The following is a 23886-nucleotide window of genomic DNA, read 5'->3' as shown; positions in this document are numbered from 1 at the left end:
GGGTGCCGTCGAAGTCGAGGAAGAGCGCGTAGGCGGTGTCGGTCAAGGGAACGTCTCCCGTCGCTGCCGGAGGTCGCCGCGGGATCCGCTGCCGCGACCGGCCCGCGCCCTGCTTAAAGCCTAACCGGGCCCGGGAGGCCAAGCGGGGAACGGAGCAGGGCAGGCGAGACGGCATCGTGTCGCGGGTCGCGCCTTCCCTGGAGTTTGCCCTGGAGCTTGCCGCCGCCGATAGTCCTGGATCAGGGGAGGGATGTCCGGATCCCGGGCCTGGACCAGCCAGCGCGGCTCATCGTCCGACGGCGATGTCGCGCCAGAGAAGGCCGGGTGCGCCGCTCGGCGCTCCCTGGTCCGGGCTCGGCGGGCTGCCTGCTCCTGTCCCGCGCCGAAGAGCGCCCGACTGGACCTGCAAGATCTAACCGTCAGTTGCCGCCCCCTGACCCGGGGGTAACTTTTGATTCAACCTCATCGGTTCACTGTGAGACCGTGCCGGTTTGTGGTCGGCCGGGCCGAGCGGGATGGATGCGCAGTGCGCAGGATGCTGACGATCGTCGACCTCTTCCGGGTCGATACCTCGAACCCGGACCTGATGCGGGCGCAGATGCGGGCTCTGAGCGCGCAGGTGCCGCTGCTCTACGCCATCCTGGCGATCAACTCGACGGCCGTCGCGGTCACCTATCTGGGCGTGGCGCCGGACGCGGTCACCATCTACCCGCTGGGCTTCCTCCTGACCCTCTGCGGCGTTCGCCTCGGGCTGTGGCTGCGTCGACGCCGGTGCCCGCTCGACGAGAACCGGCTCGCCACCAGCCTGCTGACCACGGTCTGGCTGGCCGGTTTCCTGGCGACCTGCTTCGTGGCCTGGGGCGTCGCGCTCCTGCAGTACGGCGACGCCTACGCGCAGGCGCACGTGCTGCTCTACGTCGCCACCACGATGATCGCCTGTGCGTTCTGCCTCGTCCATCTGCGGGCGGCGGCGCTGGTGGTCACGGCCATCGTGATGATCCCCTTCTGCCTGCATGTCTGGCAGCTCGACAACCAGGTGATGAGGAGCATCGCCCTCAACCTGATGATGGTCAGCGGGGCCGTGCTGTTCGTGTTGCTGACCTACTATCGCGACTTCACCCGCCTGATCGGGCAGCAGGTGGAGCTCGAGCGCTTGAGCCGGGAGAACCTGCGGCTTGCCAACCTCGACACCCTGACCGGGCTGCCCAACCGCCGCAGCTTCTTCGCTTCACTCGACGAGGCGTCGGCCGGGACGGAGCGCGGCGAGGAGAGCTTCGTCGTCGGCCTGGTCGATCTCGACGGGTTCAAGCCGGTCAACGACGCCCACGGGCACGGCGCCGGCGACGCGGTGCTGCAGGAGACCGCCCAGCGCCTGCGGCTCGTCGTGGGCGAGGCCGGCGTCGTGGCGCGTCTCGGCGGCGACGAGTTCGGCCTCATCCTCCGGGGTGCGCAAGCCGGGGCCGCGACCGACACCGTGGGCGAGGCGATCCGCAACGCCCTGACCTCGCCGTTCCGGCTCCCCACCGGCGGCAGCGCCCAGATCGGCGCCTCGATCGGCTTCGCGGCCTACCCGGAGGCAGGACGTGACGCGGCGCTGCTGGTCGAGCGGGCGGACTACGCCCTGTACTATGCCAAAGCCCACCGCCGGGGCGCCGCGGTGCTGTTCACCGAGCAGCACGAGACCCTGCTGCGCACGCAGAGCGTGATCGAGCAGGCGCTCCGCCACGCCGACCTGCTGCGGGAGATGAGCCTGGTCTACCAGCCGATCGTCGACGTGCGCAGCGGCCGCACGGTGGCGTTCGAGGCCCTGGCCCGCTGGACCAGCCCGGATCTCGGCCCGGTCTCTCCCGCGGTGTTCGTGCCCATCGCGGAGCGTTCGGGGCTCATCACCGGCATCACCGAGGTGCTGCTGGTCCAGGCCCTGTCCGCCGCGAAGGCTTGGCCGGACGACGTGGCCCTGTCCTTCAATCTGTCGATGGCCGACATCACCTCGCCGCAGGCTGCCGACGGCATCGTCACCGCCATCCGGGCGAGCGGCCTGGCGCCCGGGCGGGTGATCCTGGAAGCGACCGAGACCGCCCTGATCCAGGACATCGCGCAGGCGCAGCGGGTGCTCACAACCTTGCGGGCGAACGGCGTCAGCATCGCGCTCGACGATTTCGGCACCGGCTACTCGTCCCTCAGCTACGTCCACCGGCTGCCCCTCGACAAGCTCAAGATCGACCGCAGCTTTACTGGCGAGATCACGGCCGATCCGGCCTGCCGCGACATCGTCACCTCGATCGTGGGACTGGCCAGCAACCTGAAGCTCGCCTGCGTGGTGGAGGGAATCGAGACCGCCGAGCAGGCCCGGCTGCTGGAGAGCCTCGGCTGCGTCCTGATGCAGGGCTATCACTTCCACCGGCCGATGGGCTTCGTCGACACCCTGCGCTACCTCGAGGCCGAGGCGGCGCGGACCGTCCCGCCGATCCAGGCCGTCGCCTGATCGCCGCCGCCGCGCCCGAAAGGGAGGCGCGAACGGCCATGCTCACCTACGCGATCGGCGACGTCCACGGCCGCACCGACCTCCTCGCCCGGCTCCTCGACCGGATCGAGGCGCACCGGGCCGGGCGGTCGCGCCGCCTCGTCTTCCTCGGCGATGCCATCGACCGCGGGCCCGACAGCGCCGGCGCGGTCGCGATGCTGCGGGCGCTGGAGGCGCGCGAGCCCGGGGCGGTGACCTGCCTGATGGGCAACCACGAGGCGATGCTCCTCGACGCGGTCGCCGGGCGGAGTCCCGACCTGTGGCGGATCAACGGCGGCGGCGCGACCCTCGCCTCCTACGGCGTCGCGCACCCGGCCACGCTGCCGGCGGAGGTCGTCGACTGGATCGCCGGCCTGCCGACCCTGCACGGCGACGCGCAGCGCTGGTACGTCCACGGCGGCCTGGAGCCGGGGCAGGCGCCGGAGGCGACCGGCCGCGAGACGCGGCTGTGGATGCGCGAGCCGTTCCTCTCGGCCGACCATGATTTCGGCCGCCACGTCGTCCACGGCCACACCCCGACGCGGGACGGGCGGCCGGAGCTGCGGGCCCACCGCACCAACCTCGACACCGGCGCGGTGTTCGGCGGCCCGCTCACCGCCGGCGTGTTCACCGACCGGCAGGGACCGCCGGTGGAGGTCCTGGCGGTGCGGTAGGGCAGAGGTCAGGGCATGAAGCCTGTCGGATCTCGCCGACGGGCTCCGGACCCTTTCCAGCTCAGCCCTTCTTCTGGGCGAGCTGGGCGCGGGCGGCTTCCAGCACCTTCTCGGGCGTGAAGCCGAACTTGGTCTGCAGGTCCTTGATCGGCGCCGAGGAGCCGAAGGTATGCATGCCGAGGATCGTGCCGGCGCTGCCGGCGTAGCGGTCCCACCCGATCACCGAACCCTGCTCGACCGCCACGCGGGCCGTCACCTCGGGCGGCAGCACGCTGTTGCGGTAGGCCTCGTCCTGCTGCTCGAACAGGTCCCAGGACGGCATCGACACCACCCGGGCCTTCACGCCTTCCGCCTTCAGGGTCTCGTAGGCGCCAAGGCAGAGCTGCACCTCGGAGCCGGTGCCGATCAGGATCACGTCCGGCTTCGCCTCGTCGGCCCCGGCCAGCACGTAGGCGCCCTTGGCGACACCGGAGGCCGGGGCATACTTCTCCCGGTCGACCGTCGGCAGGGGCTGGCGGCTCAGCGCCAGCACCGCCGGCTGGTGCTTGAGCTGCATGATGACCCGGTAGGCCTCCGCCACCTCGTTGGCGTCGGCGGGCCGGAAGGTGACGAGGCCCGGGATCGCCCGCAGGGCGAGCATGTGCTCCACCGGCTGGTGCGTCGGCCCGTCCTCGCCCACGCCGATCGAATCGTGGGTGAAGACGTGGAAGATCGGCAGCTCCATCAGGGCGGCGAGCCGGATCGGCGGGCGCATGTAGTCCGAGAAGACCAGGAAGGTGGCGCCGTAGGCGCGCAGGCCGACGAGGCCGAGGCCGTTGACGATCGAGCCCATCGCGTGCTCGCGCACGCCGAAATGGATGTTGCGCCCGCCCGGCGTGAACGGCCCGAGGGTACCGGCCTCCTCGCCCTCGAGCTTGGTCTTGTTCGAGGGTGCGAGGTCGGCCGAGCCGCCGAGCAGCCACGGCACCCGGCCCGCGATGGCGTTGAGCACCTTGCCGGAGGATTCGCGGGTGGCGAGGCCCTTGGCGTCGGCCGGGAAGGCCGGAATGTCGGCGTCCCAGCCCTCCGGCAGGTTGCCGCCGAGATAGGTGGCGAGGTCCTTGGCCAGGGTCTCGTCGCCCGCCTTCACCTCGTCGACGAGGGCGAGCCACTCGGCGCGAAGCGCCGCTCCGCGGGTACCGATCCCCTGACGGAAATTGTCGTAGACGCCGTCCGGCACCAGGAACTCGGCATCCTCCGGCCAGCCATAGGCCCGCTTGGCGCCCTTGACCTCGTCGGGGCCGAGCGCGTCCGAGTGCGCCTTCGGCGTGCCCTGCTTCGTCGGGGCGCCGTAGCCGATCACCGAGTTGACGATGATCAGGGTCGGGCGGTCGCCCGACTGCAGGAAGGTCTCGAGGGCGTGGGCGACCGCGACCGTGTCGTTGGCATCGGCGACGCGCAGGACCTGCCAGCCGTAGGCCAGGAAGCGGGCCGCCACCTCCTCGCTGAAGGCCAGGTCGGTGTGGCCCTCGATGGTGATGGTGTTGTTGTCGTAGATCCAGCACAGGTTCGACAGGCGCAGGTGGCCGGCGATCGAGGCGGCCTCGCCCGAGACGCCCTCCATCAGGTCGCCGTCGCTGCACAGGGCGTAGACGTTGAAGTCGAACAGCGGCCGGTCGCCGTAGGCCAGGCGCTCGCCGAGGAAGCGGCCGCCCATCGCCATGCCGACGGAGTTCGCCACGCCCTGGCCCAGCGGCCCGGTCGTGACCTCGACGCCGGTGGTGAAGTGGTATTCCGGGTGGCCGGGGGTGCGGCTGTCGAGCTGGCGGAACTTCTTGATGTCCTCAAGGCTCACCGCCGGGGCGTTGGCGCCGTCCTTCTCGGCCACCTGCGCGAGGTGCAGCAGGCTGTAGAGCAGCATCGAGGCGTGGCCGACCGAGAGCACGAAGCGGTCGCGGTTGGGCCAGTGCGGGTTCGCCGGGTCGTAGCGGAGATAGCGGTTCCACAGGGTGAAGGCGACCGGGGCGAGCCCGAGGGGGGCGCCGGCGTGGCCCGAATTCGCCTTCTGCACCGCATCGATCGTCAGCGTGCGGATCGTGTCGATGCTGCGCTGGTCGATCTCGCTGGTGCCGGCCTTCGGCTTGGTGTCGGCTGCGCTCATCTGGGGGCCTCGTCGAGTAAAAGGGGCAGGACGCCGCGTCTCACGACGCCGCGCCTTGGGCCGCCTGCGGGTGCATCACGGGCCGCTCGCCCGCGTGCCCGGAAGCGTCCGGGTCTCCGCTGCGCTCCTTAGCGGGTCCGATCGCGCGACTGAAGTTCAGAAGCGTGTTGACGAGCGCGACGTGGCTGAACGCCTGCGGAAAATTCCCGACCTGGCGCTTGCGGGCGGGGTCGTACTCCTCGGCGAGCAGCCCGACGTCGTTGCACAGGGACAGGAGGCGCTCGATCAGCGCGCGGGCCTCCTCGCGCCGGCCGAGCCCGATCAGGTTGTCGGCGTACCAGAAGCTGCAGGGCAGGAAGGCGCCCTCGCCGGCGGGCAGGCCGTCGGTCGTCTGGCCGTGCGTGTCGTAGCGCAGCACGAAGCCGTCATGCATCAGGTCGCGCCCGATCGCCTCGACGGTGCCGACCACCCGGGGGTCATCCTGGGGCAGGAAGCCCATATGGGCGATGAGGAGCAGGCTCGCATCGAGGTCCTTCGAGCCGTAATACTGCACGAAGCTGTTGAGCTCCGGATCGAAGCCCTTCTCGCAGACCTCGCGGTGGATCTGGTCGCGGACGGCCCGCCAGCGCACGACCGCCTCGGCGTCGCCGGCGGTCGGCTCGCCGTCCCGGACATGGGCCTCGTAGAACCGGATCGCCCGGTCGAAGGCGACCCAGGCCATCACCTTCGAGTGGACGAAGTGCTTGCGCCCGCCGCGCACCTCCCAGATGCCTTCGTCGGGCTCGCGCCAGACCCGTTCGAGGTGGTCGAGGAGGGCGCGCCCGACCCGCACGCCGGATTCGTCGGCCCGCATGCCGCGCTGGTGGGCCTGGAACAGGGCGTCGAACAGCTCGCCGTAGACGTCGAGCTGGAATTGCTGCGAGGCGGCGTTGCCGATGCGGACGGGCCGCGACCCCTCGTAGCCGGGCAGCCAGTCGAGCTCGATCTCCGGCAGCAGGCGCTCGCCGGCGATGCCGTAGAGGATGTGGGCCTGCTCCGGGCTGCCCGCCACCGCCCGGGTGAGCCAGTCGCGCCAGGCCCGGGCCTCGTCGAGGTAGCCCGCATCCATCAGCGCCAGCAGCGTGAAGGTCGAGTCGCGCAGCCAGCAGAACCGGTAGTCCCAGTTGCGCACGCCGCCGATCTGCTCAGGGAGAGAGGTGGTGGGAGCCGCCACGATGCCGCCGGTCGGCCGGTAGATCAGCGCCTTGAGCGTCAGGAGCGAGCGGGTCAGCACCGCGTCCCAGGGGGTGCCGCCCTGGCAGCGCCGGCACCAGGAGCGCCACCAGGCGGTGGTGGCGGCGAGCATCTTGCGCGGCTCGATCGGCGCCGGATCCTCCTCGTGCGAGTGCCCGTAGCTCAGCACGAAGGCGACGCTCTGCCCGGCCTCGACCGCGAACTCGGACACCGTGGACTGGCCGACCCCTTTCAGCGGCGCGCGGGTGCGCAGCACCAGCTTGTTCGGCCCGGCGATGGCCCGGAGGTCGTCGTTCTCGCTGCGCGACACCCAGGGCACCGCCGAGCCGTAATCGAAGCGCACCACCAGGTCCATGCGCATCGCCACCCGGCCGTGCACGCCCTCGACCAGGCGCACCAGGTGGGTGCCGTCCTCGACCGGCATGTAGTCGATCACCCGCACCGCGCCCTCGGCGGTCTCGTGCGTGGTCTCGAGGACCAGCGTGTTCTCGCGGTAGCAGCGGGTGCTCGTCGCCTCGGCCGAAGGAGCGATGCGCCAGTGGCCGTGGTCCTCGCGGGTGCCGAGCAGGGCGGCGAAGCAGGCCGAGGCGTCGAAGCGCGGCCAGCACAGCCAGTCGACGCTGCCGTCACGCCCGATCAGGGCCGCGCTGCGCCCGTCGCCGACGAGCGCGTAATCCTCGATGAGCAGCGCCATGGTGCGTCCCGAACAGAGTCGTAACGCGGTTAGCTAGAGCGGCCTTCCCCTCGGTCCAACCCGGTCGTCGTCAGCGCCGGCGGTCGATGAGGTCGATCATCGCGGCGCCCGCATTGGTCACGCCGTCGCCGAGGGCCACCACCGTCCGCGCCATCATCTGGCCGGCCGGCGCGAAGGGCAGCCAGGGCAGGGTGCGCTCGGACTCGGCTCCGGTGCTCGCGGTGCGGGTCGCCGAATCCGGCGCCCTCTCCGGGACCGCACGGAAGACCTTGAGCTCCTCGGGCCGCGCCGGCGGCCGCAGGTCGGCCAGGGCCGGCACCGCCCGGGAGCGATGGATCGCGGCGGCGCGGCGAGACGCCTTGCCCTCGGGCTTCTCGTCGAGCTTGGCCTCGGCGACCGGCAGGACCGGCGCCGCGGTCACGATCGGCAGCCTGGCGATCAGCGGGAACTGCTGCTCGAACTCGAGCGGGTAGGGCGCGCGCACCCGGCCCTCGCCGTCCGGGACGGACCGGAACAAGTCGGATCCCTGCGGCAGCGGCTGCACCGCGGCGACGTGGCCCTGCGGCGCCCGCGGCGGCGCCTCGCGCCAGTAGAGCGAGCCCGCCGCCAGGCAGATCGCCACGCAGGCGGTGGGCAGCAGCGGCAGGTAGCCCCGCGAGGTGCCGGCCAGGCTCCCGATGGCGCCGACATCCGCCGGCTTGCGCATCTGCCCGTTCTGCCGCATCCGAACCTCCCAGCGAACCGATGGCCGGAATGAAGCGCCGGTTTCGGGCCGAAGCGGGGCCGTTTCTTTGCGCTTTCGTGTCCGAGCGCGAAATCGGGGCGAGAGGGCGCCCTGCCGTAGGGTCCGAGGCGGACCGCACCGCCGCTCCACTCCACTGACCATGGACGGCAGGCGCCGTTCTCTCATAGAGCATGGGCGGTTCCCGCCACCCTTTCCTCCAACCGTGTGGGACGGCCGCCCCGCCATTTCCTCCGACCACGTGGGCGGCTGCGCCGCCCCAGGCCCAACATTTGCGTGATCCGCCGCCGACATGCCCGACCGCGCACCCCCCGTCCCGGCACATCCGGCCCCGTCCCCCGGGGAGAGCCTCGTCATCGCCGTCGTCGACCCGAGCCGCGCCCGGGCCGCGATCCTGGAGGAGGGCCTGCGGGCCGTCGAGGGCGCCCGGGTGGTGGTGATCCCCGACACCGCCGACCTCCTCGACCGGCTCTCCGCCCTCTCGCCCGACGTGGTGGTGATCCACCTCGAGAGCCCGAGCCGCGACCTCCTGGAGCAGATGTTCGGCGTCTCGCGCCTGGTGGAGCGGCCGGTGGCGATGTTCGTCGACCGCTCCGACGCGCCGATGATGCAGGCGGCGGTGGATGCCGGCATCTCGGCCTACATCGTCGACGGGCTCAGGGCCGAGCGGATCAAGCCGATCATCGAGATCGCGATCCTGCGCTTCAACGCCTTCGCGCGGCTGCAGCGCGAGCTCTCCGAGGCGAGGAGCGAGCTCGCCGACCGCAAGCTGATCGAGCGCGCCAAGGGCATCCTGATGAGCGCCAAGGGGCTGACCGAGGACGAGGCCTACAAGCAGCTCCGGCGCAAGGCCATGAACGAGAAGCGCAAGATCGTCGACATCGCCCGCGCCATCGTCACCGCCGCGGACCTGCTCGGATGAGGCTGCAGCTCGGCTACGTCCCGCTCACCGACGCCGCGGTGCTGATCGCGGCGGTGGAGCGCGGCTTCACGGCGGCGGAGGGCCTCGAGGTCGACCTCGTGGCGGAGCCCTCCTGGGCCACCCTGCGCGACCACCTCGCCCTGGGCCTCCTCGACGGCGCCCACATGCTGGCGCCGCTCGCGCTCGCCTGCCACCTCGGCCTGAGCGGGCCCCAGGCCCGCCTGATCGCCCCGGCGGCGCTCGCCCGCAACGGCAACGCCGTGACCCTGTCGTTGCCGCTCTGGCAGGCACTGGATGCCGCTTCCGACGCCCTGCCGGAGGTGGCGCGGGCGCTCGCCCGGGTGGCCGAGGCCCGGCTGGCGGAGGGGCGCCCCCTGACGCTCGCCACCGTGCATCCCTATTCGAGCCACACCTACCAGTGGCGCCGCCTGCTGGCGCTGGGCGGCAGCTCGCTCTCGGCAGTGCGCCTCGTCGTGGTCCCGCCGCCCCGCACCGTCGCGGCGCTGGAACGCGGCCAGATCGACGGCGTCTGCGTCGGTGCACCCTGGAGCACCGTCGCGGTCGAGGCCGGGGTCGGTCGCATCGCGGCCCTGGGCAGCGCGATCGCGCCGGACTGCCCGGAGAAGGTGCTGGCCTTGCCCGCCGAGATGGAGGACCGCGCCGCGCCGCTGCTGCGCGCCCTCCGGCGCGCCGCCCGCTGGTGCGGCGATGCGGAGAACCGCGAGGATCTGGCCGCCCTGCTCGGGAGCCCGCGCCATCTCGGCCTCGACCCGGCGCTGATCCTGCGGGGTCTCGCCGGCTCGCTTCGCCTGGCGCCGGGCGGTCCCCTGGTCGAGGCGGACGATTACCTGGTTCTCGGGGAGCGTGAACTCACCCCCGACCCGGCGGGAATCGCCTGGCTCGTCGACGAGATGACGGCGGCGGGTCAGATCGAGGAGGGGGCGGCGCCGGCGCAAGCGGTGGGGCTGTACCGACCGGACCTGCTGGCGGCGGCGTAACGCGTCCCCGGTCGGCGCAAAGCATCGGATACCAGCCGCGTCGTTCCGGGGCCGCAAAGCGGTGCCCGGAACGACGATGGAGAATGGGACATTCCGCCTGGCGAGCCGATGCGTGCCGAGTGACGACTTGCCGGGTCGGTCTTGCGCCTATTTCGGCGCCACCCTCGCACCTGCCCATCCTTTGAGCGCCAGCGCACTGCCCATTCCCCATCCACCAGCCCATCATTTGTGCATCGCAGCAACCGGCCACGCTTCCTTGCCGGAGCCCTCGGCCAAGCTGCGAATCATTTCAATTTCAATCACTTGAATCGCCCGCGACGCAGTTGGCACGGAACCTGCTCTTTCCTTCTCGTCCGTCAGCGTCGACGGGCACTGACCGTCAGCAGAGCCGCTGACCCGAGTTCCCCGGTGGGCCCGCATCCGCGCGGCCAGCTGAAGATCTTGGGCGGCGGTTTTTTGCGTTCGGCACCGGACTTCGCGCCACGGCGGCGCAACGGCTTGAGGGTGAAGGATCGATGAGCAGCGTTGAGCACACCACGCGTCGCGGCATCCTCAAAGGGGCAGCCGGCGCCCTGTCGCTGGCGGCCGCCGCCCGCGTCGCCCTGCCGGGCGGCGCCTTCGCGCAAGGTGCGGGGCCGGAGGTGAAGGGTGCCAAGCTCGGCTTCATCGCGCTCACCGACGCCGCGCCGCTCTTCGTCGCCAAGGAGAAGGGGATCTTTGCCAAGCACGGCATGCCCGACGTCGAGGTGCTGAAGCAGGCGTCCTGGGGCACCACCCGCGACAACCTGGTGCTGGGCTCGGAGGGCAACGGCATCGACGGGGCCCACATCCTGACCCCGATGCCCTACCTCATCAGCGCCGGCCGGGTGACGCAGAACAACGTGCCCGTCCCGATGTACATCCTGGCCCGGCTCAACCTCGCCGGGCAGTGCATCTCGGTCGCCAAGGAGCATATGGGCGACAAGGTCGCCCTCGACGCCAAGCCGTTCCGGGCGGCGCTCGAGCGCAAGAAGGCCGCCGGCAAGTCGGTGAAGGCGGCGATGACCTTCCCGGGCGGCACCCACGACCTCTGGATCCGCTACTGGCTCGCCGCCGGCGGCATCGACCCCGACAAGGACATCGAGACCATCGTCGTGCCGCCGCCCCAGATGGTGGCGAACATGAAGGTCGGCACGATGGACTGCTTCTGCGTCTGCGAGCCGTGGAACGAGCAGCTGATCACGCAGGGCATCGGCTACACCGCGCTCACCACCGGCGAGCTGTGGAAGGACCACCCGGAGAAGGCGCTCGGCATGCGCGCCGCCTGGGTCGACAAGTACCCGAACGCCGCCAAGGCCCTGCTCGCCGCCGTGATGGAGGCGCAGCAATGGTGCGACAAGCCGGAGAACCGCGACGAGCTCGCCGGCATCGTCGCCAAGCGCCAGTGGATCAACGTCCCGGCGACCGACGTGATCAAGCGGATGAAGGGTGAATTCGATTACGGCGACGGCCGCAAGGTCGCGAACAGCCCGCACATCATGAAGTACTGGGCCGACAACGCCTCGTACCCGTACAAGTCGCACGACCTGTGGTTCCTCACCGAGGACATCCGCTGGGGCAAGTTCGACGCCCAGACCGACACCAAGGCGCTGGTCGAGAAAGTCAACCGCGAGGACATCTGGCGCGAGGTGGCCAAGGGCATGGGCGTGACCGCCCCGGCCTCGACCTCGCGCGGCAAGGAGACCTTCTTCGACGGCAAGGTCTTCGATCCGGCGGACCCGTCCGCCTACCTCAACAGCCTCGGCATCAAGAAGGTGGCGTGATGGCGCTCGGAACCACGCTCGGGCGCGTCGGCGCCGCCAAGCCGGAGGGGGCCAAGGCCCCTCTCGTCACAGCCGCCGCGCTGAAAGGCGTGGCGCTCCGGATCGTGCCGCCGCTCGTCGTGCTGGCGGTCTTCCTGCTGCTCTGGGAGGTGCTGTGCCAGCGTCCCGGCGCCGGCCTGCCGCCGCCCTCGCGGGTGGTGTCGGAGGCCTGGGAGATCATCGCCCACCCGTTCTACGACAACGGCGGCACCGACAAGGGTCTGTTCTGGCACATCAGCGCCAGCCTCCAGCGCGTGGCGCTCGGCTTCACCCTGGCGGTGGTCGCCGGCGTGATGCTCGGCACCCTCGTCGGCCAGTCCGAATGGGCGATGCGCGGCCTCGATCCGATCTTCCAGGTCCTGCGCACCATTCCGCCGCTCGCCTGGCTGCCGCTCTCGCTCGCCGCCTTCCGGGACGGCCAGCCCTCGGCGATCTTCGTGATCTTCATCACCTCGATCTGGCCGATCATCATCAACACCGCGGTCGGCATCCGCAACATCCCGCAGGATTACCGCAACGTCGCGGCGGTTTTGCGCCTTAACGCCTTCGAGTTCTTCGCCAAGGTGATGCTGCCCTCGGCCGCGCCGTACATCTTCACGGGCCTTCGCATCGGCGTCGGCCTGTCCTGGCTCGCCATCGTGGCGGCGGAGATGCTGATCGGCGGCGTCGGCATCGGCTTCTTCATCTGGGACGCCTGGAACTCCTCGCACATCAGCGAGATCATCGTGGCCCTGGTCTATGTCGGGGTGATCGGCTTCGTGCTCGACCGCCTCGTCGCCGGCCTCGGCCACCTCGTCACCCGCGGCACCGCCACGGCCTGAGGGAGGCCACCCATGACCACTCTCAACGCGACCCATCTCAGCCTCGAGCAGATCGGCATCAGCTTCACCCGCGGCGGGCGCACAACGGAAGTGCTGCGCGACGTCGACCTGAAGATCGCGAAGGGCGAGTTCGTCTCGCTGATCGGGCATTCCGGCTGCGGCAAGTCGACGGTGCTCAACATCGTGGCGGGCCTCTTGAAGGCCTCCACCGGCGGCGTCCTCCTCGACGGCAAGGAAGTGAACAGCCCCGGCCCCGAGCGCGCCGTGGTCTTTCAGAACCACTCGCTCCTGCCCTGGCTCACGGTGCGCGAGAACGTGGCCCTCGCCGTCGACAAGGTGCTGAAGGCCAAGAAGAGCAAGGCGGAGCGGCGCGACTGGATCGAGCACAACCTCGCGCTCGTGAACATGACCCACGCCGCCGAGAAGCGCCCGCACGAGATCTCCGGCGGCATGAAGCAGCGCGTCGGCATCGCCCGGGCACTCGCCATGGAGCCGAAGGTGCTCCTGATGGACGAGCCGTTCGGTGCGCTGGACGCGCTGACCCGGGCGCATCTCCAGGACCAGCTGATGGAGATCCACCTGCGGCTGAAGAACACCGTCATCATGATCACCCACGACGTCGACGAGGCGGTGCTGCTCTCCGACCGGATCGTGATGATGACGAACGGCCCGTCGGCCACGATCGGCGAGGTGCTGACGGTGCCGCTCGAGCGGCCGCGCAGGCGCCTCGAGCTGGTCGAGGACCCGACCTACACCCACGCTCGGGCCGAGGTCTTGGAGTTCCTCTACGCCCGCCACGCCAAGCCCGCGATCGCGGCCTGACGCCCATGACCGAACGCCTCGTCGTCATCGGCAACGGCATGGCCTCGCTCCGCTTCCTGGAGCGACTGACCGAGGCGGCTCCCGGCCGCTTCGACGTCGCCTGCGTCGGCGCCGAGCCGGTGGCGGCCTACAACCGGGTGCTGCTGTCGTCGCTCCTCGGCGGCGAGGTCGACGAGGCGGCCTGCACCTTCCGCGGGCTCGACTGGTACGCCGAGCACGGCATCACCCTCGTTACCGGCGCGCCCGCGACCGCGATCGACACCGCCGAAAAGATCGTCCAGGTCGGCGAGGGGCTGGTTCTTCCGTTCGACAAGCTCGTGCTCGCGGTCGGCTCGGTGCCGATCCGGCTGCCGAAGCCCGGCATGGATCTTCCCGGCGTCATCACCTTCCGCGATCTCGCCGACGTCGCGGCGATCCGCCGGGCGGCGGTGGCGGGCGCGCGTGCGATCGTGATCGGCGGCGGGCTCCTCGGGCTCGAGGCGGCGGTGGGCCTGGCGCGCCTCGGCGTCGACACCACGCTGCTGCACGTCATGGACCGGCTGATGGAGCGCCAGCTCGACCACGCCGCCGCCGGCCTGGTGCGCGAGGCGATGGAGGCCCGCGGCGTCCGGGTGATCCTGCAGGCCGACACCGCCGCGGTCGAGGGCGACGGCAAGGTCGAGCGCCTTCGCCTCTCCGACGGCACGGCTCTGCCGGCCGACCTCGTGGTGATGTCGGTCGGCGTGCGCCCCTCGACCGCGCTCGCGGCGAGCGCGGGGCTCGCCGTCGGCCGCGGCATCCGCGTGGACGACACGATGGCGACCTCGGTGCCGGGGATCTACGCGCTCGGCGAGTGCGCCGAGCACAGGGGCCAGACCTACGGCCTCGTCGAGCCGGCCTACGAGCAGGCCGAGGTGCTGGCCCGCCACCTCTGCGGCGTGCCTGCGGCTTACGCCGGCACCTCGCTCGCCACGAGCCTGAAGGTCTCCGGCCTGCCGGTCTTCTCCGCCGGCGCCGTCGACGTGCCGGACGGCGCCGAGGCGGTGACCTGGAGCGATCCGGCCTCCGGCCTCTACCGCAAGCTCGTGATCGCCGGCGATCGCCTGATCGGCGCGGTCTTCGTCGGCGACGTCGCCGAGCAGGGCTGGTGCAAGGCCCTGATCCGCACCGGCGACCCGATCGGCCCGGACGACCGGGACGACCTCATGTTCGGGCGTCCCGCCCCCCAACCCCTCGCAGCGTGAAGGAGCCCGCGATGGCCGACGACTTCAACGCCGAGCAGAAGCGCTACCTCGAAGGCTTCTCCCACGGCATCGCCGCAATCCGCATGACCGGCGGCCTCGCCGCCGGGGGCACCGCCTCGGCCCCGCCGGCGGAGCCGACCGGGCCGGACGCGAGCCACATCAAGGCGCAGGACCGCACCGTGAAGAACGGCGGCAAGCTCGCCGAGCAGGAGAAGTGGAAGCGGGCCGAGAACCCGTTCGATGGCCACAACCGGCTGATCGCCGAGGCGGAGACCGGCAAGGCGCCTAAACCTGAGGACAATTTCCGCTGGCGCTACCACGGGCTGTTCTGGGTCGCGCCGGCCCAGAACTCCTACATGTGCCGCCTGCGCATCCCCAACGGCATCCTGCACCACTGGCAGTTCGCCGGCATCGCCGACCTCGCGGACGCTCATGGCGGCGGCTACAGCCACGTGACGACACGGGCGAACCTCCAGGTGCGGGAGATCAGCCCTGAGCACGGCCAGCCCTTCCTCGACGGGCTCGTCGATCTCGGGCTGACGGCGCGAGGTGCGGGCGCCGACAACATCCGCAACGTCACCGGCTCGCCGACGGCGGGCATCGACGCCCAGGAACTCCTCGATACGCGGCCGCTGGCGCGGAGCTGGCACAACCACATCCTCAACGACCGCTCGCTCTTCGGCCTGCCGCGCAAGTTCAACGTCGCCTTCGACGGCGGCGGCGTGCTGCCGGTGCTGGAGGAGACCAACGACATCGGCTTCCAGGCGGTCGAGGTGCTCGACGGCGCCGCGGTCGAGCCCGGGATCTGGATGCGCCTGGTGCTCGGCGGCATCACCGGCCACCGCGACATCGCCCGCGACACCGGAGTGGTCCTGCGGCCGAAGGAGTGCAACGCCGTCGCCGACGCGATCCTGCGGGTCTTCATCGAGAACGGCGACCGCACCAACCGCAACAAGGCGCGGATGAAGTACGTCCTCGACGCCTGGGGCTACGACAAGTACCTCGCCGCGGTGGAAGAGAAGCTCGGTCGCAAGCTCGAGCGGGTCGATCCCGCCCACGTGAAGCCCCGCGGCGGCTTCGATCGCTACGCCCATGTCGGCGTGCATGCCCAGGTGCAACCCGGCCTGAACTGGATCGGCGTGGTGCTCCCGGTCGGCAAGATGACCACCGACCAGATGCGCGCTCTGGCCCGGATCGCGCAGGAATGCGGCGACGGCCAGATCCGGCTGACGGTGTGGCAGAACTTCCTGTTCTCGGGCGTGCCCGACGATCGGGTTGCGGAGGTCGAATCCCGCGTCGCGGCCCTGGGGCTCTCCACCAAGGCCTCCAGCATCCGCGCCGGCCTCGTCGCCTGCACCGGCAACCGCGGCTGCAAGTTCGCGGCCTCCGACACCAAGGGCCACGCGCTCCTCATCGCCGACCACGTCGAGGCGGCGGTGCCCGGGCTCGACGTGCCGGTCAACGTCCACCTCACCGGCTGCCACCATTCCTGCGCCCAGCACTATATCGGCGATATCGGGCTCATCGGCGCCAAGGTGGTGGTGAGCGAGGAGGGCGACACCGTCGAGGGCTACGACATCGTGGTCGGCGGCGGGTTCGGCGAGGCGGCCAAGATCGGCACCGAGATCTGGAAGGCCGTGAAGGCCGAGGACTGCCCCGGCCGGGTCGAGACCCTGCTCACCGACTACCTCCAGCACCGCACCGGCCCGGAGGAGACCTTCCAGGCCTACACCGCCCGCCGCGGCCCCGACGCCTTGAAGGCCTTGGCCGGCGAACGAATGCTGGAGGCGGCCGAGTAAGGCGCACTTCCTCCTCTCCCCGGAGGCGGGGAGAGGGCCGAACCCTCGTCCAGAGGCTTCGGCAAGCCGGCCCGGCAGGGCGAGGGTGAGGGGGTGGTTCCGAAGGAGCCACATCCGTCGAGACCCCCTCATCCTCGCTCGGGCTTCGCCTGCGCTAGCCGTGTCTCTTGAACAGAGACACGGCCCTCTCCCCGCCCGCGGGGAGAGGGGAAGGCCGGTGCACCACCGGCGGAATGCCACTCTCCTTCGGTAGCCCCCGATGACCCAGCACGTCGCTCCCCCGCTCGTCCTGATCCCCGAATCCGCCCCCTTCAACCCCGACCAGCGCGCCTGGCTGTCGGGCTACTTCGCGGCCCTGCTCGGGCCGGCGGTCGAGGGCGCCACCGCCCTCGGGGCCGGCGAGGCGCCCGGCGGTCCGGCGCTGGCCGATAACGGCGACGCGCCCTGGCACGACCCGTCGATGGGCCTCGATGACCGCATGGCGATGGCCAAGGACCGCTCCGAGCCGCAGAAGCTGATGGCCGCCATGGCCCAGCAGGATTGCGGCCAGTGCGGCTACAATTGCGCCGACTATGCCAACGCCATCTTCCTCAGGAAGGAGGAGCGCCTGAACCTCTGCCAGCCCGGCGGCAAGGAGACGCTCCGGATGCTGAAGAAGCTGGAGGCGGAGTTCGGCACCGCGGCGCCGGCCGGCGCCGCGGCCCCCGCCTCCGACGAGGCCCCGAAGGCGGACGCTCAAGTCGGTCCCTACGGCCTGTGCCGCGAGAACCCGGCCGAGGCGGTGTTCCTCTCGCGCCGGCGCCTCAACGCGCCCGGCGGCGAGAAGGAGACCTGGCACATCGAGATCGATTTGACCGGCACCGGCATCGACTACGTGGTGGGGGATTCCCTCGGTCTCTTCCCCGCCAACGCCCCGGCCCTCGCCGACGCGGTCATCGCCGAGCTCGGCGCCCGGCCTGAGCGGGTCATCGCCACGAAGCTCGGCGAGAAGACGCTCCGCGATCACCTCCTCACCAACTACTCGCTGGGCGCCGCCCCGGACGGGCTTTTTCAGCTCCTCTCGCTCCTCACCTCCGGCGCGCAGCGCAAGAAGGCCCAGGCGCTCAGCGCCGGCGAGGACCCGGACGGTGATTCCGCCTATCTCGACGTGCTCGGCGCGCTCCACAAGTTCCCGGGTGCGCGCCCCGACGCCGAGGTCTTCCTCGAAGCCCTCGACGAATTGCAGCCGCGCCTCTACTCGATCTCGTCCTCGCCCAAGGCCGATCCGGGCCGGGTCTCGCTCACCGTCGACGCGGTGCGCTACAGCCACCGCTCGCGCCTGCGCCTCGGCGTCGCCTCGACCCATCTCGGCGAGCGCCTGGCCGAGACCGCCACGGTGAAGGTCTACCTGCAGAAGGCCCACGGCTTCGGCCTGCCGGACAAGCCCGAGACTCCGGTCATCATGGTCGGGCCGGGCACCGGTATCGCGCCGTTCCGCGCCTTCCTGCGCGAGCGCGCGGCGATCAAGGCGCCGGGCAAGAACTGGCTCTTCTTCGGCCACCAGCGCCAGGCCTCGGACTTCTTCTACCGCGACGAGCTCAACGGCCTGAAGGATCAGGGCGTGCTCACCCGCCTGTCGCTCGCCTGGTCGCGCGACGGCGGCGAGAAGACCTACGTCCAGGATCGGATGCGCGAGAACGGCCGCGAGCTGTGGCGCTGGCTGGAGGAGGGCGCCCACTTCTACGTCTGCGGCGACGCCAAGCGGATGGCCAAGGACGTCGAGCGCGCGATCATCGACGTGGCGGCGAGCCACGGCGGCAAGAGCCCGGAGGAGGCAGTGGCATACCTCGCGTCGCTCAAGAAGGCGAACCGGTATCAGGCGGACGTGTACTGAGCCGCATGCGCGGGCCTCGTTTCGACGCCGCTGTGCGGCGTCCTGCAGGACAGCCTTAGGTCGAGATTAGCAATATGCTATTATCTCGGCATGTTGCCGATCGCTTACAGCAAGGCAGCTCTGCGGACCTTGAGCCGATGCCGACCAACGTATCGGCCCTGATCCGCGCCAAGGTCGAGCAGTATGCCGCCTCTCCTCAAGCGCAGGCCAACGACGTGAAGGCGCTCAAAGGAGAGCCCGGCGTCTTTCGGCTCCGCGTCGGCGATTGGCGCGTGCTGTTTACGGAAGACGGCGTGGTGCTGGCAGTGATTCGCGTCGCCCCGCGCTCCAGCACATACGACTGAATCGGAGGTCCCGCCCATGAACACGCAGCGGATCAAGACTCCGGCCGGCGACACCCTGATCGTTCTGGCCGAAACCGACTACCAGAAGCTCCTTGACGCCGCAGAGGACAATGCCGACCGCCTCGCCGTGGCGGAGTTCCGCCATCGCCTCGCCACAGGGGACGAGGAACTGATCCCGGCGGCGGTCGTCGATCGCCTTCTCTCGGACGAGAACCGTGTGCGCGTCTGGCGCGAGCACCGTGGCCTGAACGCTGCGGCCCTCGCGGAGCAGGCTGGTCTCTCCCAAGCCTTCCTGTCGCAGATCGAGACCGGGAAGCGGGACGGCACGATCGACACCTATCGGAAGATCGCCGCCGTCCTCAACGTCAGCCTGGACGATCTTCTCGGGTGAGCTGCGGGCGGTCGGGGAGCTTCGGCGGCCCGTCCCTTGCTTCCCCCACATCGGCCCCACGATCCGCACGCCCGGCGAAAGGCTCCCGCGATGAACCTGCACGTGCCGGCCCTCACCCCCGAGGCCGCTCCCGTCCGGACCACCTGCCCGTATTGCGGCGTCGGCTGCGGGGTGCTCGCCCGGCCGGACGGCCAGGGAAGCGCGAGCGTCGCCGGCGATCCGCAGCACCCGGCGAATTTCGGTCGGCTGTGCTCGAAGGGCTCGGCGCTGGGTGAGACGCTGTCCCTCGACGACCGGGTGCTGCACCCGGAGATCGCCGGGCGGCGGGCGAGCTGGGACGAGGCGCTCGATGCCGTCGCCGAGGGATTCCGGCGCACCATCGCGGCGCACGGGCCGGAATCGGTGGCGTTCTACCTCTCGGGCCAGCTCCTGACCGAGGACTACTACGTCGCCAACAAGCTGGCGAAAGGCTTCATCGGCACGCCTCACGTCGACACCAATTCGCGCCTGTGCATGTCGTCCTCGGTGGCTGCGCATCGCCGCGCCTTCGGCTCCGACACCGTGCCGGGCTGCTACGAGGACCTGGACGAGGCCGACCTGCTGGTGCTGGTCGGCTCCAACACCGCCTGGTGCCATCCGATCCTGTTCCGCCGCATGCTCGACGCGCGGGCGAAGCGCGGCACGAAGATCGTCGCCATCGACCCGCGCCAGACCCAGACCGGCGAGGAGGCCGACCTCTTCCTCGGCCTCAAGCCCGGCACCGACACCGCGCTGTTCTCCGGCCTGCTGGTCCACCTCGCCGACACGAACGCCCTCGATCCGCGCTACATCGCCGAGCATACCGCCGGCTTCGAGCCGGCCCTGGAGCGCGCCCGCCAGATCGCACCGACGATTCCGGCGACCGCCGCCGCCACCGGCCTGACCGAGGCCGAGGTCGCGACCTTCTTCGACCTCTTCCGCACCACGCCCCGGGTGGTGACCGCCTTCTCGCAAGGCGTGAACCAGTCCGCGCAGGGGACCGACAAGGCGAACGCAATCATCAACTGCCACCTCGCCACCGGCCGCATCGGCCGGCCCGGCATGGGGCCGTTCTCGTTGACCGGTCAGCCCAACGCCATGGGCGGGCGCGAGGTCGGCGGGCTCGCCAACATGCTGGCGGCCCACATGCACTTCACCCCGGAGGAGGTGGACCTGGTGCGCCGGTTCTGGGCCGCGCCGCGGATCATCACCGGCGAGGGGATGAAGGCGGTGCCGCTGTTCGAGGCGATCGAGCGCGGCAAGATCAAGGCCCTGTGGGTGATGGGCACCAACCCCGCCGTCTCGATGCCCCGGGCCGACCGGGTGCGGGCGGCGCTGACCAAGCTCGACACCTTCGTGGTCTCCGAGGTGGTGGCGAACACCGACACGGTGCGGGCCCGCAACGCGGTTCTGCTGCCGGCGCTGGCCTGGGGCGAGAAGGACGGCACGGTGACCAATTCCGAGCGCCGCATCTCGCGCCAGCGCGCCTTCCTGAAAGGCCCGGGCGAGGCGCGGGCGGACTGGTGGATCATGGCGCAGGTGGGCAAGCGGCTGGGCCACCCCAAGGCCTTCGCCTGGGCGAACGCCGCCGCGGTGTTCCGCGAGCACGCCGCCCTGTCGGAGTTCGAGAACCGGGGCAGCCGCGACTTCGACCTCGGGGGGCTGGCCGACATCACGGACGCGGCCTACGACGCCGCCGCACCGGTGCAGTGGCCGCTGACCCGCAAGGCCAAGGCGCCGCAGGCCCGCTTCTTCGCCGATGGCGGCTTCTACACCCGCGACCGCAAGGCCCGCTTCGTCGCGGTCCAGAAGCCGGCCCTGGCGCAAGGAACCAGCGACGCGCTCCCCTTGCGCCTCAACACCGGCCGGGTGCGCGACCACTGGCACACCCTGACCCGCACCGGGAAGAGCCCGCGCCTCTCGGCCCACCGGGCGGTGCCGTTCGTCGAGATCCACCCCGACGACGCGAGGGCCGCAGGCTTGAGCGACGGCGACCTCGCCCGGGTGCGCACCGCCCACGGCGCGGCGGTGCTGGAGGTCATGGTGACGCCGGGCGCGCAGCCCGGCGTGCTGTTCGCCCCGATGCACTGGAGCGAGGCCAACACCTCGGACGGCCGCGTCGGCGCGCTCGCGCAGGGGGCGGTGGACCCGGTCTCGGGCCAGCCGGAGCTGAAGGCGACCCCGGCCTCGATCGCCCCGGAGCCCTACCGCTCCCGCGGCTACCTCATCACCCGCGAGGCGGTGGCGGCGCCCTTCGGCTGGTGGTGGGCCCGCGCGACGCTCGAGGGCGCGACCGGCCTCATCTTCGCCGCCCAGGACGGCCCGTCCGAGGCCGGGGCGCTGATGCGCGAGCTGTTCGCGAATGCCGAGCTCAGCGAGTACGCCGACCCGGCCCGCGGCCGCTACCGCGCCGCCGCCTTCCGCGCCGGGCGGCTCCTCGGCGTGCTGGCGCTGGCGCCCGCCGCCGAGCGCCAGACCTGGGATGCCGCCAAGGCGTTCTTCCGCACCCAGGAGCTGCTCGAGCCCTCGGCCCGCCGGGCGCTGATCTCGGGACGCGCCGAGAGCGCCGGCACCGGGCCGCTGGTCTGCGCCTGCCACACCGTCGGGCTCGATACCATCCGGGCCGCGATCAAGGGTGGGGCGCAGAGCGTCGAGGCCGTTGGAGGGGCCTGCAAGGCCGGCACCAATTGCGGCTCGTGCATCCCGGAGATCCGCAAGCTGCTGGTGGCGGAACTTGCGCCGGTCCCGGCTTAGGCGCATCTGATGGCCTCCGACTTCCCGCGACTCGTGTCAAAAGCTCACCTTCCCATGCGTACCCCCCGCGCTCCCCGCGAGACCCGCTCCCCGGGCCTCGAGCCCCTGGCCGTGCTGCCGGTCTTCGTGACGCTCGACGGCAAGCGCGCGGTGCTGGCCGGGGCCAATGGCGGCGCGGCCTGGAAGGTGAAGCTGCTGGCCGCCGCCGGCGCTCATGTCGACGTGTTCGCGACCGAGCCGACCGAGGAGATGCGCGGCACCCCGGCGGAGGCGGTGGCCGGCCGCGTCGTCCTGCATGAGCGGGACTGGTCGCCGGCCGATCTCGAGGGAGCCGCCTTCGCCATCGCGGCCTTCGAGGACGAGGGCGAGTGCGCATGCTTCGTCGGGGCCGCTCGCGCGGCGGGCGCCATCGTCAACGCCATCGACCGGCCGCACCTCTGCGACGTCTCCTTCGGCGCCATCGTCAACCGCTCGCCCCTCGTCGTCGGCATCTCGACGGAGGGGGCGGCCCCGGTCTTCGGGCAGACCGTGCGGGCCCGCATCGAGGCGATGCTGCCCTCCGGCTTCAAGGCCTGGGTGGCGGCGGCCCGGGACTGGCGCGCCGAGGTGAGCGCCCGCTACCACGCCTTCGCGGAGCGCCGGGCGTTCTGGGAGCGCTTCACCGACCGTGCCTTCGCCGAGCCGGAGCGGGCGCCGGTGCGGGCCGACCTCGACGCGCTCATCGCCGCGAGCGACACCGCGCCGGCGGGCGGCAACGTCGCCCTGGTCGGGGCCGGCCCGGGCGATGCCGAACTCCTGACCCTCAAAGCGCTTCGAGCGCTCCGCAGCGCCGACGTGATCCTGTACGACGACCTCGTGGCGCCGGAAATCCTCGACTACGCCCGGCGCGAGGCCCGCACCATGCTGGTCGGCAAGACCGGCCACGGCCCGTCCTGCCGGCAGGATGACATCAACGCCCTGATGGTGTCGCTCGCGAGGAGCGGCAAGCGGGTCGTGCGGCTCAAGTCCGGCGACCCCCTGGTGTTCGGCCGGGCCGGCGAAGAGATCGACGCCTGCCGGGACGCCGGCATTCCGGTCACGGTGGTGCCAGGGGTGACGGCGGCGCAAGGCGCGGCGGCGGCGCTCGGCGTCTCGCTCACCCACCGGGACGCCGCGCGGCGCCTGCAATACGTCACCGGGCACGACCGCCGCGGCGCCCTGCCGGACGACCTGAACTGGGCGGCGCTGGCCGACCCTACGGTGACGACGGTCGTCTACATGCCCAAGCGCACCCTGCGCGCCCTGTTGGCCCGGGCCGTGGCCGAGGGCCTGCCCGCCGCGACCCCGGCGCTCGTGGTGTTCAACGCCACGCGGCCCGACCAGGCGGTGGTGCGGGCCGAGGCCGGCGACCTTGCCAACCGGGTCGAGGCGGCGGGGCTGGAGGGGCCGGCAATCGTCATGGTGGGTAATGCCCTCGGGCGCGAGGCGCAGGCCGAGGCGATCCTCGCCGAGGCGCTGCCGGCGGCAGGGCGCGCCGGCCTGTAGATCGCGGGGTCAGGCCGAGGCCCGCTGCGCCCGGTCCGCGCTCCACGAGACGGCGCAGCGGTTGCGTCCCTGCCGCTTGCCCTCGTCGAGGGCGTCGCTCCGTCACCGCAGCCTCTCGGCCCGGCGGTTGGCGCGGAGCGTGAACAGGCAGCCCGGCGCCCCCTGGACCAGGAACGCGCCACGTGACCCTGCATCGGGCCCGGCCTTGGCCAGGAGCGCCGCGACCGTCGCAGTCATCGCCGTGACGGCGAGCGAGGTCCGACGGAACGTCCACTGCTTCCGTCGGTCAGCCACCCGGGCACTGGCAAGAATCTGTGTGATACCGCCGCGCCTTCGAACGGACCCGTTCGGAGGTGCAAGGCAAGCCCGAACGGGCGCCGGCGCTGATGCGCCGGACGCCTTCGCATCGACGTGTCGATGCGAAGGCGCGAGGGTATGAGAGGGGCAGGCCTCGAGGAGACATGCGCCTCCACCCGGGTTCATGCTCACGGAGCGGATCGTGAACATCGGCCTCTCCCCGCCCGCGGGGAGAGGGGAGGCCCGTGCCTGTTCCGGAAGCGGGCGGGTCAG

18 protein-coding genes are annotated in these 23886 nt (G+C 71.3%); 14 read left to right on the top strand and 4 right to left on the bottom strand.

All coding sequences use genetic code 11. From position 1 onward, the window contains the following. The first annotated feature begins 535 nt into the window (after positions 1 to 535). Both VQ02_RS14610 and VQ02_RS14605 read left to right on the top strand, forming a co-directional pair. Positions 536 to 2485 (top strand): putative bifunctional diguanylate cyclase/phosphodiesterase, encoded by a 1950-nt coding sequence (locus tag VQ02_RS14610; RefSeq protein WP_048444930.1) that lies wholly within the window; start codon positions 536 to 538, stop codon positions 2483 to 2485. Positions 2486 to 2523: 38 nt separating this feature from the next. Continuing rightward, positions 2524 to 3177 (top strand): metallophosphoesterase family protein, encoded by a 654-nt coding sequence (locus tag VQ02_RS14605; protein WP_048444929.1) that lies wholly within the window; start codon positions 2524 to 2526, stop codon positions 3175 to 3177. A gap of 61 nt (positions 3178 to 3238) precedes the next feature. Here VQ02_RS14605 and tkt read toward each other — a convergent pair whose 3' ends face one another. From tkt to VQ02_RS14590, 3 genes are all read right to left on the bottom strand, one after another. Continuing rightward, entirely contained in the window at positions 3239 to 5317 is a 2079-nt protein-coding gene (tkt, locus tag VQ02_RS14600) for a transketolase (RefSeq protein WP_048444928.1), read from the bottom strand. 40 nt (positions 5318 to 5357) lie between these two features. Beyond that, positions 5358 to 7244: a glycoside hydrolase family 15 protein gene (locus VQ02_RS14595; protein WP_048444927.1), complete on the bottom strand. Its 1887-nt coding sequence runs from the start codon at positions 7242 to 7244 to the stop codon at positions 5358 to 5360. A 70-nt stretch (positions 7245 to 7314) separates the two neighbouring features. Continuing rightward, positions 7315 to 7968 (bottom strand): hypothetical protein, encoded by a 654-nt coding sequence (locus tag VQ02_RS14590; RefSeq protein ID WP_048444926.1) that lies wholly within the window; start codon positions 7966 to 7968, stop codon positions 7315 to 7317. A 310-nt stretch (positions 7969 to 8278) separates the two neighbouring features. On the opposite strand from VQ02_RS14590, the gene VQ02_RS14585 reads away from it, so the two are divergent. The 12 genes from VQ02_RS14585 to cysG all read left to right on the top strand — a co-directional run bounded on the left by VQ02_RS14585 (position 8279) and on the right by cysG (position 23316). Then, positions 8279 to 8908, top strand: coding sequence for an ANTAR domain-containing response regulator (locus tag VQ02_RS14585; protein ID WP_048444925.1), 630 nt, complete (start codon positions 8279 to 8281; stop codon positions 8906 to 8908). Next, positions 8905 to 9906, top strand: coding sequence for a CmpA/NrtA family ABC transporter substrate-binding protein (locus VQ02_RS14580; RefSeq protein WP_048444924.1), 1002 nt, complete (start codon positions 8905 to 8907; stop codon positions 9904 to 9906). The genes VQ02_RS14585 and VQ02_RS14580 overlap by 4 nt, the downstream gene beginning before the upstream one ends. Before the next feature lie 515 nt (positions 9907 to 10421). Beyond that, on the top strand, positions 10422 to 11708 hold the full coding sequence (locus tag VQ02_RS14575) for a CmpA/NrtA family ABC transporter substrate-binding protein (RefSeq protein ID WP_048444923.1): 1287 nt from the start codon (positions 10422 to 10424) through the stop codon (positions 11706 to 11708). Then, positions 11708 to 12568: a nitrate ABC transporter permease gene (gene ntrB, locus VQ02_RS14570; protein ID WP_048444922.1), complete on the top strand. Its 861-nt coding sequence runs from the start codon at positions 11708 to 11710 to the stop codon at positions 12566 to 12568. Before VQ02_RS14575 ends, ntrB begins: the two co-directional genes overlap by 1 nt. Positions 12569 to 12580: 12 nt before the next feature. After that, a complete protein-coding gene (locus VQ02_RS14565) occupies positions 12581 to 13390 on the top strand; it encodes an ABC transporter ATP-binding protein (protein WP_048444921.1) in 810 nt (269 codons plus the stop codon). Positions 13391 to 13395: 5 nt separating this feature from the next. Next, entirely contained in the window at positions 13396 to 14613 is a 1218-nt protein-coding gene (locus VQ02_RS14560) for an NAD(P)/FAD-dependent oxidoreductase (protein ID WP_053080377.1), read from the top strand. Between the two features lie 11 nt (positions 14614 to 14624). Next, positions 14625 to 16412 (top strand): NirA family protein, encoded by a 1788-nt coding sequence (locus tag VQ02_RS14555; RefSeq protein WP_048444920.1) that lies wholly within the window; start codon positions 14625 to 14627, stop codon positions 16410 to 16412. Between the two features lie 259 nt (positions 16413 to 16671). After that, positions 16672 to 18285 carry a sulfite reductase subunit alpha gene (locus VQ02_RS14550; RefSeq protein ID WP_048444919.1) on the top strand — a complete coding sequence of 538 codons (1614 nt, stop codon included), beginning with the start codon at positions 16672 to 16674 and terminating at the stop codon, positions 18283 to 18285. A gap of 137 nt (positions 18286 to 18422) precedes the next feature. Next, entirely contained in the window at positions 18423 to 18629 is a 207-nt protein-coding gene (locus VQ02_RS14545) for a type II toxin-antitoxin system RelE family toxin (RefSeq protein ID WP_342447830.1), read from the top strand. 16 nt (positions 18630 to 18645) lie between these two features. Continuing rightward, positions 18646 to 19020, top strand: a complete 375-nt coding sequence (locus VQ02_RS14540; protein ID WP_048444918.1) for a helix-turn-helix domain-containing protein — start codon at positions 18646 to 18648, stop codon at positions 19018 to 19020. 90 nt (positions 19021 to 19110) lie between these two features. After that, on the top strand, positions 19111 to 21792 hold the full coding sequence (locus VQ02_RS14535) for a nitrate reductase (protein WP_048444917.1): 2682 nt from the start codon (positions 19111 to 19113) through the stop codon (positions 21790 to 21792). A gap of 54 nt (positions 21793 to 21846) precedes the next feature. Continuing rightward, a complete protein-coding gene (cysG, locus tag VQ02_RS14530) occupies positions 21847 to 23316 on the top strand; it encodes a siroheme synthase CysG (RefSeq protein ID WP_048444916.1) in 1470 nt (489 codons plus the stop codon). Between the two features lie 102 nt (positions 23317 to 23418). Here cysG and VQ02_RS37105 read toward each other — a convergent pair whose 3' ends face one another. Further along, positions 23419 to 23610, bottom strand: coding sequence for a hypothetical protein (locus VQ02_RS37105; protein WP_157080628.1), 192 nt, complete (start codon positions 23608 to 23610; stop codon positions 23419 to 23421). Between the last annotated feature and the right edge of the window lie 276 nt (positions 23611 to 23886).

The organism is Methylobacterium variabile (genome assembly GCF_001043975.1).
Classification (GTDB): domain Bacteria; phylum Pseudomonadota; class Alphaproteobacteria; order Rhizobiales; family Beijerinckiaceae; genus Methylobacterium; species Methylobacterium variabile.
This window is presented reverse-complemented; position numbering and strand designations above follow the sequence as displayed.